12 protein-coding genes are annotated in these 13,556 nt (G+C 66.0%); 5 read left to right on the top strand and 7 right to left on the bottom strand.

The annotated features are described in order from the left end of the window. Positions 1–39: 39 nt before the first annotated feature. From KPB06_RS23680 to KPB06_RS23660, 5 genes are all read right to left on the bottom strand, one after another. Positions 40–249, bottom strand: coding sequence for a hypothetical protein (locus KPB06_RS23680; RefSeq protein ID WP_059579832.1), 210 nt, complete (start codon positions 247–249; stop codon positions 40–42). Between the two features lie 195 nt (positions 250–444). Beyond that, complete coding sequence (locus KPB06_RS23675) at positions 445–1,617, bottom strand: NAD(P)/FAD-dependent oxidoreductase (protein ID WP_059579830.1); 1,173 nt, start codon at positions 1,615–1,617, stop codon at positions 445–447. A gap of 150 nt (positions 1,618–1,767) precedes the next feature. After that, positions 1,768–2,919, bottom strand: coding sequence for a branched-chain amino acid ABC transporter substrate-binding protein (locus KPB06_RS23670; protein ID WP_059640455.1), 1,152 nt, complete (start codon positions 2,917–2,919; stop codon positions 1,768–1,770). Between the two features lie 421 nt (positions 2,920–3,340). Further along, complete coding sequence (locus KPB06_RS23665; RefSeq protein WP_059579825.1) at positions 3,341–3,532, bottom strand: CsbD family protein; 192 nt, start codon at positions 3,530–3,532, stop codon at positions 3,341–3,343. 140 nt (positions 3,533–3,672) lie between these two features. Further along, complete coding sequence (locus tag KPB06_RS23660) at positions 3,673–5,205, bottom strand: helix-turn-helix transcriptional regulator (protein ID WP_275906001.1); 1,533 nt, start codon at positions 5,203–5,205, stop codon at positions 3,673–3,675. A 398-nt stretch (positions 5,206–5,603) separates the two neighbouring features. On the opposite strand from KPB06_RS23660, the gene KPB06_RS23655 reads away from it, so the two are divergent. From KPB06_RS23655 to KPB06_RS23645, 3 genes are all read left to right on the top strand, one after another. Then, a complete protein-coding gene (locus KPB06_RS23655; RefSeq protein WP_006484627.1) occupies positions 5,604–5,768 on the top strand; it encodes a hypothetical protein in 165 nt (54 codons plus the stop codon). Between the two features lie 87 nt (positions 5,769–5,855). Beyond that, positions 5,856–6,206 (top strand): BON domain-containing protein, encoded by a 351-nt coding sequence (locus KPB06_RS23650; protein ID WP_059579819.1) that lies wholly within the window; start codon positions 5,856–5,858, stop codon positions 6,204–6,206. A gap of 53 nt (positions 6,207–6,259) precedes the next feature. Beyond that, on the top strand, positions 6,260–6,457 hold the full coding sequence (locus KPB06_RS23645; RefSeq protein WP_059579817.1) for a CsbD family protein: 198 nt from the start codon (positions 6,260–6,262) through the stop codon (positions 6,455–6,457). A gap of 239 nt (positions 6,458–6,696) precedes the next feature. On the opposite strand, the gene KPB06_RS23640 is transcribed toward KPB06_RS23645, so the two are convergent. Continuing rightward, on the bottom strand, positions 6,697–7,725 hold the full coding sequence (locus tag KPB06_RS23640) for a DUF1338 domain-containing protein (protein WP_275906002.1): 1,029 nt from the start codon (positions 7,723–7,725) through the stop codon (positions 6,697–6,699). 224 nt (positions 7,726–7,949) lie between these two features. Here KPB06_RS23640 and KPB06_RS23635 point away from each other — a divergent pair, with 224 nt between their 5' ends. Then, the gene (locus KPB06_RS23635; protein WP_059579810.1) at positions 7,950–8,897 is read left to right on the top strand and encodes a LysR family transcriptional regulator; all 948 of its coding nucleotides are present in this window, start codon (positions 7,950–7,952) and stop codon (positions 8,895–8,897) included. 60 nt (positions 8,898–8,957) lie between these two features. On the opposite strand, the gene KPB06_RS23630 is transcribed toward KPB06_RS23635, so the two are convergent. After that, positions 8,958–11,087: a TonB-dependent receptor gene (locus tag KPB06_RS23630; RefSeq protein ID WP_059579808.1), complete on the bottom strand. Its 2,130-nt coding sequence runs from the start codon at positions 11,085–11,087 to the stop codon at positions 8,958–8,960. A gap of 805 nt (positions 11,088–11,892) precedes the next feature. Here KPB06_RS23630 and KPB06_RS23625 point away from each other — a divergent pair. After that, the gene (locus KPB06_RS23625; RefSeq protein WP_059579806.1) at positions 11,893–13,521 is read left to right on the top strand and encodes an NADP-dependent glyceraldehyde-3-phosphate dehydrogenase; all 1,629 of its coding nucleotides are present in this window, start codon (positions 11,893–11,895) and stop codon (positions 13,519–13,521) included. Positions 13,522–13,556: the final 35 nt, after the last annotated feature.

Here is a 13,556-nt window from a genome sequence, read left to right as displayed (position 1 = left end):
TGACCGCATCGTGATCGCAATCCGTCGCTGACGTTTTCCCTACCTGTCAAGCATCACGTACAAGCCCAGGCCGGCATAAGCAATGAACAAGACCGCAACGACCATACAGGCAACACGCCTGATCCCGCGCAGACGCGTGACACCGAAATACGTCAACCCTGCTCCGACAAGCAGCCACAACGGCCAATAGCTGATGCCCAAAATCAGCATCATGACCGGCCACGGTATATCGATAGCGATGTCGCTCATCCCGGCAAGCCCCGTTTGATCACATAGAGATAGTGTGTAAAAACCTCCGCGATGTTGCCATATTCCGACCTCGGCGACATCGCGCACGGCGCGGCACGCCGACAACGAAAAAAGGCCCGACAAAGTCGGGCCAACGGGTTTGAGACACAAGGAGAATCCCGCCCACCCCATACCGGGCGGTTACGCCGCACTACACTACACGACGTTCTTCTCGACGATCGGCCGGTTTTCGAGCACACGCGCCCAGCCGAGCGACGACAGGTCGAGCGTGTCGTAACGCCCGCCCAGAATGAGTTCGCTGACGCCCCGCCCCGTCGCCGGCCCTTGCTGCAGCCCGTGGCCGCTGTAGCCGTTCGCGAACACGACGTTGTCGAGTTCGGGGTGGTAGCCGATGATCGCGTTGTGATCGAACACGTTGTACTCGTAGTACCCGGACCAGCAATGCTCGACGCGCAGCGCCTCGAATTCCGGCACGCGGTGCGCGAGCGTCGGCCAGATCACGTCGTCGAACAGGTCGTGGTCGACTTCGTCGAGCGGCAGGTCGTCCGGGTCGCGATCCGGGCTTGGCGACGTGCCGCAGATATACGTGCGCCCTTCCGGCCGGAAATACACGCCGGTCGGATCGATCAGCAGCGGGCAATCGGCGAGCTTCGCCGGCGACGATACGTTGAAGATGCTGCGCCGCCGCGCATACACGGGGATGTCGATGCCCATCATCGACGACAGCGTGCGCGTCCACGCACCGGCCGCGTTGACGAGCGTGTCGCACGCGTAGCGCTCGCCGTCGCCCGTCACGACATGCGTGATCCTGCGGCCGTCGCGCACCACGTCCTTCACGTCGGCCGGCACGTAGCGCGCGCCGAGCGCCTGCGCCTTCTTGCGCAGCGCCTGCACGAGCCCGTAGCCGTCGAACCAGCCTTCGCCGCTCACGCCGTACGCGCCCGACGCGAGATCGTCGACGTTCAGCCACGGGAACTTCGCGCGCAGCGCGTCGCCGTCCATCAGCCGGATATCGGCGCCGAGGCGCGTCTGCAGCGCATGGTTCTCGCGCAGCGTCGCGTCGCCAGCCGGCGTCGCGAGGAACAGGTAGCCGCCCTCGTGCAGGTCGATCGACGGGCGGTGGCCGTCCACTTCGAGCCGCTCGCCGATCGTGCGCAGGAAGTCGATGCCGAACAGCGACATCTCGATCGACAACGGCGTGGAAAACTGCTGGCGAATCGACGCGGCCGACAGCGCCGACGACGATTTGGCATAGGTGGGGTCGCGTTCGATCACGGTCACGGCGACCGTGGGATCGGTGGCGCGCAGGAAATAAGCGATCGAGCTGCCGATCACACCACCGCCGACGATGACGACTTGAGAACTCACGACTGACTCCGGTTGCACGTAAAAGGCTCAGGGCCTGAAAATGATGCGTGCCGCGACTCGCGGGCATCCCGCGAGCAAACTTCGCGGGCGATCGCCCCGGCTATTTCAGCACGTCCGGCATCGCCGCGAAAGCCTGCTCGCGCGCTGCGTTCAGTCCGCCGATTTCGTCGTGACGGGCTGCCACGCGGCGTTCTTCACTTCGTACAGCGTCGAGCTCGGGTTCTTCAGGTCACCCGTGTTCGTGAACGCGATCGTGCCCGTGATGCCGTCGTAGCGCGTGCCCTTCAGCGCGCCGTTGAAATCGCCCGGCTTCGTCGAGTTCGCCTTCTGCATCGCGTTGATCGCGATCCACGTCGCGTCGTACGCGAACGGCGCATACGCGAGCATGTCGACGCCGTACTTCTGCCTGAATTTCGTTTCGAACAGCTTGCCCTTCGCGAGACGCGACAGCGGCTGCCCGTACTCCCATACCGATGCGCCTTCCGCCGCATTGCCGGCGAGCTTGATGAAGTTCGCGTTCATCACGCCGCCGCCCGCGAGGAACTGCGCGCGGATGCCGAGCTGGCGCATGCGCTTCACGAGCATCGCGGCCTGCGCGTCGAGGCCGCCGAAGAACACGAGATCGGCATTGGCGCTCTTGATCTTCGTGAGCTGCGCGCTGAAGTCGACGGCCTTGTCGTTCGTGAATTCGCGCGCGACGATCGTGCCGCCGTTCGCCTTCACGGCCTTCTCGAATTCGTCGGCTTCGCCCTGGCCGAACGCGGTGCGATCGTCGATGATCGCGATGCGCTTCGCCTTCGTCACGCTCGCGGCGTACGCACCGGCGTTGCCGGCGTTCTGCGTGTCGGTCGCGATCACGCGGTACACGGTGTCGAGCCCCGCGCGCGTGATGTCGGGATTGGTCGCCGACGGCGTGATCATCGGAATGCCGGCCTTCGCGTAGATCTTCGACGCCGGCAGCGTCGTGCCGGAATTGAAGTGGCCGATCACGACGGCCACCTGCGCATCGGCGAGCTGCTGCGCGGCCTGCACGCCGGTGCGCGGATCGCTCTGGTCGTCCTGCGACGCGACGACGAACTTCACCGGCTTGCCGCCGACGGTCGTCCGCGCCGCATTCGCTTCGTCGACGGCCATGCGCACGCCGTTCTCGATGTCCTTGCCGTATGCCGCGCCGCCGCCCGTCAGCGGGCCGGCCACGCCGACCTTGACGATCGTCTCCTGCGCATGGGCCGCGCCCGTCTGGAATGCGAAAAGCGCGGCGGTCAGCGCGACGCCGGAAAGCGAACGAATGCGGAACGTCATGGCAATCCTTCTTCTATGGGTCGGGATGCAACGCGAGACTGGCACGCGTCGGCAACCTCCTGCGCGCCGGTGATGCCTTTCCGTGCCGGAGCGCGTGCGACACGCCGATCCGGCCGGACGATCACCGCGGCTCCGTCTCCGAAGAACCTTTCATCGCGAAAGAGGTGAAGGGATTGTGGGTAGCCAATACCCGTGCAGCAAACGAAATATCGGAACTATGTCGTGAGGATTTGTCATCAAGTTCCGTGCTGATGGCCGATCGACGGCCGTCCGGCGGCGGCCGTGGATGGCGGTATTCCGTGGGGAATGGCGGCCGCGCCGCAGGGTAAAGGCCGGTCGTCGTCATGCCGGCCGCGCATCATCGTCGCGGCGCCGGCCCGGCCGGCCTTCGCGACGCCCACGGCGGGCGCCGCGTCATCGGTCAGTGCCGATCGGTGCCCGTATGCTTGCGCACCGCATCGGCGGCCTCGCCGGCCTTCTCCTGGAGCTTGCCGGCCTGCTGCTCGGCCACGCCTTGCGCTTCGGTCTCGCGGTCGCCCGTCACCTTGCCGAGTGCTTCCTTGACCGAACCCTTGACCTGCTTGAGCTTGCCTTCGATGCGATTCCTGTCCATGGTCGTCTCCTGCGATGGTTGAGGAAAGCCGGCAATGCAGCGGCCTGCGCGGCACCGCCGAGCGGACAGGATCGCAAGCGGCGGCCGCGGGCGGCAGATGCGGATGCACCAGTGCGCATGGTGCATTCGCACCGATCCCGTCAGTCCGTGCCTTTCGCGCCGCCCTTGTCGCCGCGCGCGCCGTTCGTTTCGGCCGCGCCGACGATGCCGCGCTCGCGCGCCCAGACGATCGCCTCGGCGCGGCTGTGCACGTCGAGCTTCGCGTAGATCGTCGCGACGTGATTGCGCACGGTGTTCGGCGCCAGGCCGAGGCGGCCGGCGATCTCCTTGTCGGCGAGGCCGTGGCACAGCAGGTCGAACACGTCGCGCTCGCGCGCGGTCAGATCGGACAGTTGCGCCCCCGCATCGGGCGCGTTCGCGCGCCGCACGTTCGCGAGCTTCTCGATCAGCGTGCGGCTGAACCACGACGCGTCCTGCATCGCGGTCTCGATCGCATAGACGAGCCCCATCTCCGTGCGCTTGCGGTCGCTGATGTCCAGCAGCGCGACGAGCAGGCAGTCGCGCCCGTGAATCGCGACGGGATCGGCCGACACGACGCAATCGCGCACGTCGCCGTCGCGCGTGCGGATCTGCACGTCCACGTTGCGCACGTGGCCGTCGCGCGCGAGCCGGCCTTCGATGCGCGACCACGCGCCGCGTTCGGCCCACAGCCCGATCTCGTCCGCGGATTTGCCGAGCAGATCGGTCTGCGCGTGGCCCGTCATCGCGGCAAACGCATCGTTCACGTCGAGCAGCTCGAAACGGTCGGCCGTGACGATCGCGGTCGCGACCGGCGCCATCCGGAAGGCCGTCGCGAAGCGTTCCTCGCTTTGCATCAGCGCGCGTTCGGCCTGCTTGCGCGGCTCGAGATCCATGAACGTGAACAACATGCACGCCTCGCCGTTCATGTCGATCGGCTGCCCGGCGACGACCACCGCCTTGGTGCTGCCGTCGGCAAGTTTGAGCACGGCTTCCATCTGCGGGATGGTCGCGCCTTCGCCGAGCCGCTCGATCGCCAGCTCGCGCCGCTCGGCCTGGTCCAGCACGTCGACCTCGTACACCGAGCGGCCGAGCACGTCGTCGCGTGCGTGGCCCGTCATGTCGAGAAAGCCCTGGTTGACCTTCACGTAACGCAAGTCGTCGAGCCGGCAGATCACGGCCGGCGCCGGATTCGCGTTGAAGGTGCGCTCGAAGCGCTCCTCGGCGCTCGCCCATTCGGTCGCGTCGTGCAGCACCAGCGCGAGGCAGTCGGGTTCGCCGGCCGCGTTCGTCAGCACGAGGCTGCGGATGCGATGCACCCAGCTCACCGACTCGTCGGCGGCCGATTCGACCTCGACCGTCACGTCGCTGAACTCCTCGCCGGCGATCACGCGATCCATCGGATAGTGGCCGTCGCGCACCGGATGGTTGTTCCGGTAGCGCAGCCGGAATCGCTCGCGGTATTCGGTGACGTCCGCGCCGAGCGCCTTCAGTTCGGTCACGCCGTGCATCGCGAGCGCGGCCTCGTTCGCCCAGACGATCCGCTGGTCCGGCTCGATCAGGATCACGCCCTCGGTGAGGCCCGCGATGATCTGGTGCAGCTGGCGCCGGTCGGTATGCGACTTGAGCACCTGTTCGTCTACTGGTTCGTTCATCGAATCGTCGTCCCTGTCGTCAACATGAGCGGTCAACATGCGCGCCGGCCGCGCGCCCGTGGCGGCGGCACATGCCAGCCGCCGCGTGCGGCGATGATCGTGTGCCGGGCAACGGCGCGACAGGCGCGGATGCACTACCTCGAATAGTACATTCGCACGCCGCCGCCGATCGTGCGGTGCCCCGCCGAACGGGGCGGCACGGCCCGCGCGCCCGCCAGACCGGGTTGCCCGGGTGGTGGTGCATCTGCCGTTCCCGCCCCTGTGTTCCGTCCCCCGGTGCAAACGCACTAGCCGACCCGGTGAATTTGCGCGATGTCCGCTCGCGTTCGCGTCGGTACGCTGGTACTGCATCGGCGCTCATGCGCTGCCCTTTCATACCGCAGAGGGAGGACATCAGGATGAAATTGCATCAGACACCCGATCCGACGCGGCCCGAGCCGGCCCCGGACAATCCGCCCGAACCGGCGCCCGGCACCGATCCGCCGGTGCCGCTGCCGCCCGACGTGCCGCGCCCGGACATGCCGCCGCGCGAGCCCGGCTACGACACGCCGATCGCGCGCTGAGTCTCGCCATGCATGCGTAGGAACGCACGGGAACGCTCCGTGCTCGCCCACCGATTGATTCAACCCGCCAATCGAAGGAGGACATCAATGAACAAGACCTCGCACCTTTCGACCCTGCTCGCCGTCAGCGCGGCGTTCCTGCTTTCCGCGGCCCCGCTCACGAACGCGCATGCCCAGGCATCGTCGACCGACAGCGGCATGGCGACCGAATCGAACCAGCCTGTCACCGACACGTGGATCACGACCAAGGTAAAGAGTGAACTCGCGACCACCAAGGGCGTGGAAAGCACTGACATCAGCGTGAAGACGGTGGACGGCGTCGTCACGCTGACGGGTGTGCTGCAGACGAAGACCGCCGTGAAGAAGGCCATCGCCGTCACCCGCGCGATCAAGGGCGTGAAGCACGTCGACGCGTCCGGCCTGAAGGCCAAGGCCTGAGCTACCCCGCGGCCGAGCGCCGCACTTTTCTCCCCTTACGAAAGGAGTACACGATGAACGAGGACAAGATCCAGGGCCAGTGGAAGCAGCTCACCGGCAAGCTGAAGGCCAAGTGGGGCAAGCTGACCGACGACGATCTCGCGGTCGCGGAAGGCAATCGCGACTATCTGGCCGGCAAGATCCAGGAGCGTTACGGGATCGCCCGCGACGAAGCCGAGAAGCAATTGAAGGAATTCGACCGCGAGCTGTAACGCGCCAGTCGTCTCACCCTGCCGCGACGCACGCCGCGTCGCGGCCACGCGGAGGACAACGACATGGGCAAATATCTGATCGCATGGCTGCTCGGCGTACCGATCGGGCTGCTGGTGCTGTTTTATCTGGTCACGCACCTGTTCTGACGCACGCGACGCCCCGTCGACGCAAACGGGCCGGCGGCTGAAACCAGCCGCCGGCCCTTCTGCTTTCCTCCCTGCCGCGCGACGCGAAGCGCTTACTTCGCCGCGTTCGCCGTCATCTTGAAGATGCCCTGCGCGTTGCCCGCGTCGAAGCGCAGGTCGGTCACCCAGCGACGCGACGTCTGGTCGAACGTGCGCTTGCGCGTGATGAACTCGTAGAACGAACCGGGCACGTTGCGCTTCACGGTGCCGCCGTCGCGCGTGCGGAACTCGCGCTCGACGGTATCCGCGCGATAGGCCGTCTGGAACACGCGGCCCGAGCGCGAGCGCTCGACTTCCGGCTTCATCGGCCGGCCCTTCGCCTTCTCGTCGTCGGACAGCTTGAACACGTCCGGGACGCGATCGGTCGCGTGATTGAACGCATTGCCCTCGGTCGCGATCCACGCCATTTCCGCCGATTCCATCAGCAGCGTCTCGTAGTCGAGTTCGTTCGGCACGTCGTGCTGGCGCGCGAACGCGCCGACGATCTCCGGCAGCAGCGCGTGCGCGGCTTCCAGCGGCAGCCAGCCTTCGCGCTCGACCTCCCACAGCAGCGCGACGGCCGCCGGCGACAGCGGGTCGCGCGACGAGCTGACCACGTTCGTCACGGCCTGCTGGAATTCCTTCGAGAAGCGCTCCGGATGCAGTTCGCTGACGAAGAACTGCGCGATTTCGTCCGGCGCGTCTTCGTGCGCGTACGCGCGGCCCGTCATGCCGAGCTTGTCGAGCGGATAACGGCCGTTCAGCCGGAACCCGAGCGGACGCAGGATACGCGTGAATGCGGCTTCGCCCGGCGGCAGCGCGCCCGTATGCGGCCAACGCACCGTTCGCAGCGCGCCGTGGTCGAAATAGACCGAGCCGCCGCTTTCGATCGCGTCGGCCGTGTACGCGCGGCCGTTCGCCGAACGCTCGAGCAGCCCCTCGAACAGCGCCATGTTCATCGCCTGCGCGATTTCCGCGCGGGTCACGACGCCGTCCTCCCATTCCTCGAGGATGGCCGGCATGTTCAGGGTCGAGAACAGGGCGTCGGTCTTCGCCTGTCCCAGCAGCTTCGTCAGCAAGCTGTCGATATTCGGATTGCGCATCGGGATTCTCGTCTCGGGGGGACCCGCCGGCAAGCGCGCCGGCCACTCGTCGGCCGGCCGCCCACGGGCGCCTGACCTTGCATGGCAAGCATTATTCAAAGGGTTGCAGCGGCGCGTAAAGCGAGATTAAATTGATATGTGATGAGTTTTTGGAATTATCGATCGTTCTTCGCCGGCATCGCCCCGGTGCCGGGCGGCTCCGTCCATCAGACAAAACGAGCATCATGCGCAAATTCAAGATCCCCAACATGGGTGCGCTCGTGGCCTTCGAAGCCGCTGCCCGCCATGAGAGCTTCACGCACGCGGCCAAGGAGCTGTTCCTGACCGAAAGCGCCGTGTCGCGGCAGATCGCGACGCTCGAAGCGAGCCTCGGCGTGCGGCTGTTCGCGCGCGTGAAGCAGCGCGTCGTGCTGACGCGCGCCGGCAAGCTGTACGGCACGCAGGTGCGGCGCGCGCTGGAGGCGCTCGACCGCGACACGCTGTCGATCATCGCGCACGGCAGCGGCGGCGGCTACCTGGAACTCGCGGTGCTGCCGACCTTCGCGTCGCACTGGCTGATCCCGCGCATCAAGAGCTTCTACGACCGCACGCCCGACGTGCGCGTGAACATGGGCAGCCGCACCGACCTGTTCTCGTTCGAGGACACGCACTTCGAAGCCGCGATCCACTACGGCAAGCCGACCTGGCCCGGCACGTCGTCCGACTACCTGTTCGGCGAGGAAGTCGTGCCGATCTGCTCCCCCGCGCTGCTGAAGGGGCCCGTCGAGCGCGTCGAGGATCTGCTCGCGTATCCGCTGCTGCACTCGACGACGCGCCCCGGCGCATGGGCGCAGTGGTTCGAGACGCACGGCGTCGAGGACATCCGCACGATGCAGGGCGTGCGCTACGAATTGCATACGATGCTGATCAGCGCGGCGGCGGCCGGGCTCGGCGTCGCGCTCGTGCCGAAATTCTTCGTCGAGGAACAGTTGCAGCAGCTCGGCCTCGTCGTGCCGTGCGATGCGACCACCGTCGGCGATTCGGCGTACTACCTCGTGTATCCGACGGAGTTCAGCCACAGCAAGCCGCTGGAATCGTTTCGCGGGTGGCTGCTCGAACAGGCAAGCGCGTATGCGGCGCCCGAGCGCGACGCGCACGACGCCGACGAGGCGGACGACGAGGACGTCGAATAACGGCGCCGCCGCGCCGGCGTCATGGCGCGGTGGCGCCGCAGGCGTGGCGCACCGCGTGCGTCACATGTGCCACTTCACCGTGGCGGTCAGCGTGCGCGGATCGCCCGGCATGTTGTACAGGTCCGCGTTGCCGTGCGCGGCGATGAAGTAGCGGCGATTGAACAGGTTGTCGAGCGTGAGCGTCACGTCGACCTTCTTGCTGCGATAGCCGGCGCCCAGGTTGAACACCGTGAACGACGGCAGCGTGACGAGATCGCTCGCCGACGTATAGCGCGCCGACTGGAACTGCATGCCGGCCGCCGCATAGAAGCCGTACGGCAGCTCGCGCTTGAGCCACAGGCTCGCGCTGTGACGCGGCATCAGCCCCGGCGTGTTGCTCGACAGCGAGAGGCCAGCCGCCGTCGATTGGGCGGAACCGTCCACCGTGCCGTTCAGGTACGCGTAACCCGCATACACCGACCACTTCGGCGCGATCTCGCCGGTGAAGCCGAGCTCCATCCCGCGCACGTGCTGCGTGCCGATCGGCAGCGCATAGCCGGGATTCGCCGGGTCGCCGATCTGCTGGTTGGTCTGGCGCATGTCGAACAGCGCGACGCTGGCCGTCGCCTTGCCGCCGAGGTCGAAGCGCGAGCCGACTTCATACGCGGTGGTCTTCTGCGGCGCGAGCGCGGCGCCGTTCGAGAACGCGCCGGAACTGATCAGCGTGTCGGCCAGCGGCGAGAACGACTGGCTGAACGACCCGTACAGCGTGAGCCAGTCGAGCGGTTCGTAGATCAGGCCGACACGCGGGCTCCACGCGTGATCGGTGCGGTCGAGATTGACGTTCGACGACGTGTAGTCGTGGCGGATCTGGTTCAGGTAGTCGAAGCGCAGGCCGGCGAGCACCTTCCAGTGTTCGGTCAGCGAGATCAGGTCCTGCGCGTACACGCCCGCGAGCCCGACGACGGTCGACGCGTTCGTCTTCGCACGCGCGCCGATCGGCACGCCGGGCAGGACGACCGGCTGCGGATTGAACAGATCGTAGTTCGCGACCTTCGTCACGCTGTAGATCGTGTCGAACTTCTGCTGCTGCGACAGCTCCAGCCCGTACAGCAGCTCGTGGCGCATGCCGAACAGCGACGTCTTCTGCGTGAGCTCGAACAGCCCGTCGATGCCGTGGTCGGTGCGCTGGCGCGTCGACTGGTCGAGCGTGACGACCGGGTGCGCGGCGGTCTTGATCGGCTCGTACGTCACGTAGTTCTTCCGCTCGAGCGAGAAGTCGTACGCGCGGATCGCGCCGTGGAACGACAGCGAATCGTTGAAGCGATGATCGAGCGATACCGTCGCGCTTTTCGCGGAGACGTCGTTGTACGAACTGTTCCCGCCGTCGGCCGACCCGTAGTACGTGTTGATCGGCACGTCGACCGGCCGGCCGCGATACGCGGGAATCCCCTGGTCGGACGTGCGGCGGTCGTGCAGGTAGTCGAATTCGACGTTCAGCACCGTGTCGCTGTCGAGCTTGAACTGCGCGGACGGCGCGATCGCCTGCCGGTTGAGCTGGAATTTGTCGCGGAAGCTGTTCGAATTCTCGGCCGCGCCGGTCATGCGAAAGCGCGCCGCGTCGTTCGCGTTCCAGCCGAGGTCGAACTCGCCGCGCCGCTCGCCGCGCGTGCCGAGCGTCACGCCCACGTCGTTCACCGGGTTCGCCTGCGGCCGCTTCAGCACGCGGTTCACGATGCCGCCCGCCGAGCCGCGCCCGTACAGCACGGCCGCCGGCCCCTTCAGCACCTCCACGCGGTCGACGTTCGACAGGTCGCGGTAGTAGAGCGCGTCGTCGCGAATGCCGTCGACGTACTGGTCCGTGATGCTGTTGAAGCCGCGGATCGTGATCTGGTCGCGCTGGCCGTCGCCGACCGAGAAGCCGACGCCCGGCACGTTGCGCAACGCGTCCTGCAGCGACGTCGCGTTCTGATCCTCGATCACCGCGTGCGGCACGACGTTCACGGTCTGCGGCACGTCCATCAGCGACATGTCGGTCTTGGTCGCCGCGCGCGAATGGCCGCCGTCGTACGACGCATGCTCGGCGGCCGCGTTGACCGAAATCGCGGGCAGGGTCGCCGCGGCGTCGCTCGCCTGCGCGAACGAAGTGCGGGCGCCGGCCAGCGACGTGGCGATCAGAAGCGCATGGCACGCGCTCTTGTTGAGTTTCATCGTGAACGTAGAGGTAGTGAAGAAAGCGACGAACGGGGCACGCCGGCCGCGCACCCGGCACGAAAAAAGCCGTGACGTCCGGTCACGGCTCGTAATGCGGCGAAATAATAAACGAGAATGATTCGTGTTTTTAATTAATTTGCGGCATGTCGCCTGCCCGCAACGCGGACGCAGAGCGCGCTCTGTATTCCTGACGAATACCTTTCTGTTTCAGGCCGTCGAGCGGCTTGATTCGTAATGTAAACGAAAGAATTGAATCGATCGTCTCGTGTGGCGGCGATCGGTAAAAGGCGGGATTCGGGATACGGCGATGGAGAAGCTGGAGAGGATCACGAAGGATCGAGACAAGCAGGCGCGACCGATTCAATCGTCCGGTGCGCGCCGGACCGGGCAACCCCGACCCGGCGCTCCGGGCAGCCGACCTCGTATCGGCGGCGCGGCGGATCTTCTTCTGTTCTTCACTGCGTCTGCTCTCAGGTTCACTGCATTTTTTTCCTCACCGCGTCGCGCCATTATCCGCTCAATTCGGCCGAAGTAAAACGTTTGCGATTGCACCCGCATGGCTATACCTGCGATTCGGAAACAGTCTTTCGAAATACTTACGGTAATTGCGACGTGATTCCGCGTTGTTGCATTCGCTGCGGCGTTCCTTTTAAATGGAACTGGTTCCATTCGCCGGATCGGCCACATTCGCGCGTGACGTGCAGCCGCGTGCGCGTCATGATGCCGATTCAGGATCGAGGATCATTCCGCTCAGGATTCGCATCGCCCGTCCTTCCCGGACACCCCGTCAAACGAGACCGTCATGCCCGATTCCGCCTCCCTGCAGCACCTGTTTCCCGCGTTACAAGAGATTCCCGCCGAATTCCGGCTGGCTTCGCCGATCCACCAGCGCGTGTCGCTCGTCGACGGCGAATTGCGACCGTGGGACGGCGCCACCAAGACCGTGCTGTCGCCGGTATGCGTGCGGCAGGCGGACGGCAGCGTCGAGCAGGTCGAGATCGGCAGCTACCCGGTGATGGGCGAAACGGAAAGCGACGCGGCGCTCGACGCCGCGGTGCGCGCGTACGACGCCGGCCGCGGCGAGTGGCCGACGATGAAGGTCGAGCAGCGCATCGCGTGCATGCAGGACTTCATCAAACGGATGGTCGCGCAGCGCGAACTCGTCGTGAACCTGATCATGTGGGAGATCGGCAAGAGCCTCGCCGATTCGCAGAAGGAGTTCGACCGCACCGTCACCTACATGACGCAGACGATCGACGCGCTGAAGGAGCTCGACAACGCGAACTCGCGCTTCGTGATCGCGGAAGGCACCATCGGCCAGATCCGCCGCACGCCGCTCGGCGTCGTGCTGTGCATGGGCCCGTACAACTATCCGCTGAACGAAACCTTCGCGACGCTGATCCCCGCGCTGCTGATGGGCAACACCGTGGTGTTCAAGCCGCCGCAGTACGGCACGCTGCTGTTCGAACCGCTGCTCGAGGCGTTCCGCGACGCGTTCCCGAAGGGCGTGATCAACACGATCTACGCACCGGGCGCGGTGGTCGTGCCGCACATGCTCGCGTCGGGCAAGATCAACGTGCTCGCGCTGATCGGCTCGAGCAAGGTCGCCGATCACCTGAAGAAGCAGCACCCGAAGTCGCACCGGCTGCGCGCGATCCTCGGCCTCGACGCGAAGAACGCGGCGATCGTGCTGCCCGACGCCGATCTCGACCTCACCGTGAAGGAGTGCCTGCTCGGCGCGCTGTCGTTCAACGGCCAGCGCTGCACCGCGCTGAAGATGCTGCTCGTGCATCGCTCGATCGTCGACGAATTCCTGAAGCGCTTCACCGCCGCGCTCGAACAGCTGAAGATCGGCATGCCGTGGGAAAAGGGCGTCAGCATCACGCCGCTGCCGGGCATGCATCGCACCGCGTACATGACCGACGCGATCGACGACGCGAAGGCGAAGGGCGCGCAGGTCGTCAACCACCAGGGCGGCGAGTTCAGCAAGACGCTGTTCTACCCGGCCGTCGTGTATCCGGTGTCCGAAGGAATGAAGCTGTACCGCGAGGAGCAATTCGGGCCGATCATTCCGGTCGCGCCGTTCGACGACGTCGATACCGCGCTCGACTACGTGACGACGTCGGAGCACGGCCAGCAGGTCAGCATCTTCGGTTCGGATCCGGCGCAGATCGGCGCGCTCGTCGATCCGCTCGTGAACCAGGTGTGCCGCGTGAACATCAACTGTCAGTGCCAGCGCGGGCCCGACGTGTTCCCGTTCGCGGGGCGCAAGGATTCGGCGGAAGGCACGCTGTCGGTGAGCGACGCGCTGCGCGCGTTCTCGATTCGCTCGATGGTCGCGGCGAAGCAGACCGACAGCAGCAAGCAGTTGCTCGACTCGATCGTGTCGGATCACCACTCGAAGTTCATCAATACGGGCTTCATTTTCTGAAGCCGGCTTGACCGATGCCGGAGCCTCCGTCGCAC

Source organism: Burkholderia semiarida (assembly GCF_029268935.1).
GTDB lineage: Bacteria > Pseudomonadota > Gammaproteobacteria > Burkholderiales > Burkholderiaceae > Burkholderia > Burkholderia semiarida.
The sequence above is the reverse complement of the archived record's forward strand: the minus strand, read 5'-3'. Positions and strand labels throughout refer to the sequence as shown.

Excerpts from the sequence above, each read along its gene's own strand:
- KPB06_RS23655 (WP_006484627.1), top strand. The coding sequence starts at position 5,604 with ATGAAATTGCATCAGACACCCGATCCGACGCGGCCCGAGCCGGCCCCG.
- KPB06_RS23625 (WP_059579806.1), top strand. The coding sequence starts at position 11,893 with ATGCCCGATTCCGCCTCCCTGCAGCACCTGTTTCCCGCGTTACAAGAG.
- KPB06_RS23650 (WP_059579819.1), top strand. The coding sequence starts at position 5,856 with ATGAACAAGACCTCGCACCTTTCGACCCTGCTCGCCGTCAGCGCGGCG.
- KPB06_RS23635 (WP_059579810.1), top strand. The coding sequence starts at position 7,950 with ATGCGCAAATTCAAGATCCCCAACATGGGTGCGCTCGTGGCCTTCGAA.
- KPB06_RS23660 (WP_275906001.1), bottom strand. The coding sequence starts at position 5,205 with ATGAACGAACCAGTAGACGAACAGGTGCTCAAGTCGCATACCGACCGG.
- KPB06_RS23645 (WP_059579817.1), top strand. The coding sequence starts at position 6,260 with ATGAACGAGGACAAGATCCAGGGCCAGTGGAAGCAGCTCACCGGCAAG.
- KPB06_RS23670 (WP_059640455.1), bottom strand. The coding sequence starts at position 2,919 with ATGACGTTCCGCATTCGTTCGCTTTCCGGCGTCGCGCTGACCGCCGCG.
- KPB06_RS23640 (WP_275906002.1), bottom strand. The coding sequence starts at position 7,725 with ATGCGCAATCCGAATATCGACAGCTTGCTGACGAAGCTGCTGGGACAG.
- KPB06_RS23680 (WP_059579832.1), bottom strand. The coding sequence starts at position 249 with ATGAGCGACATCGCTATCGATATACCGTGGCCGGTCATGATGCTGATT.
- KPB06_RS23630 (WP_059579808.1), bottom strand. The coding sequence starts at position 11,087 with ATGAAACTCAACAAGAGCGCGTGCCATGCGCTTCTGATCGCCACGTCG.
- KPB06_RS23665 (WP_059579825.1), bottom strand. The coding sequence starts at position 3,532 with ATGGACAGGAATCGCATCGAAGGCAAGCTCAAGCAGGTCAAGGGTTCG.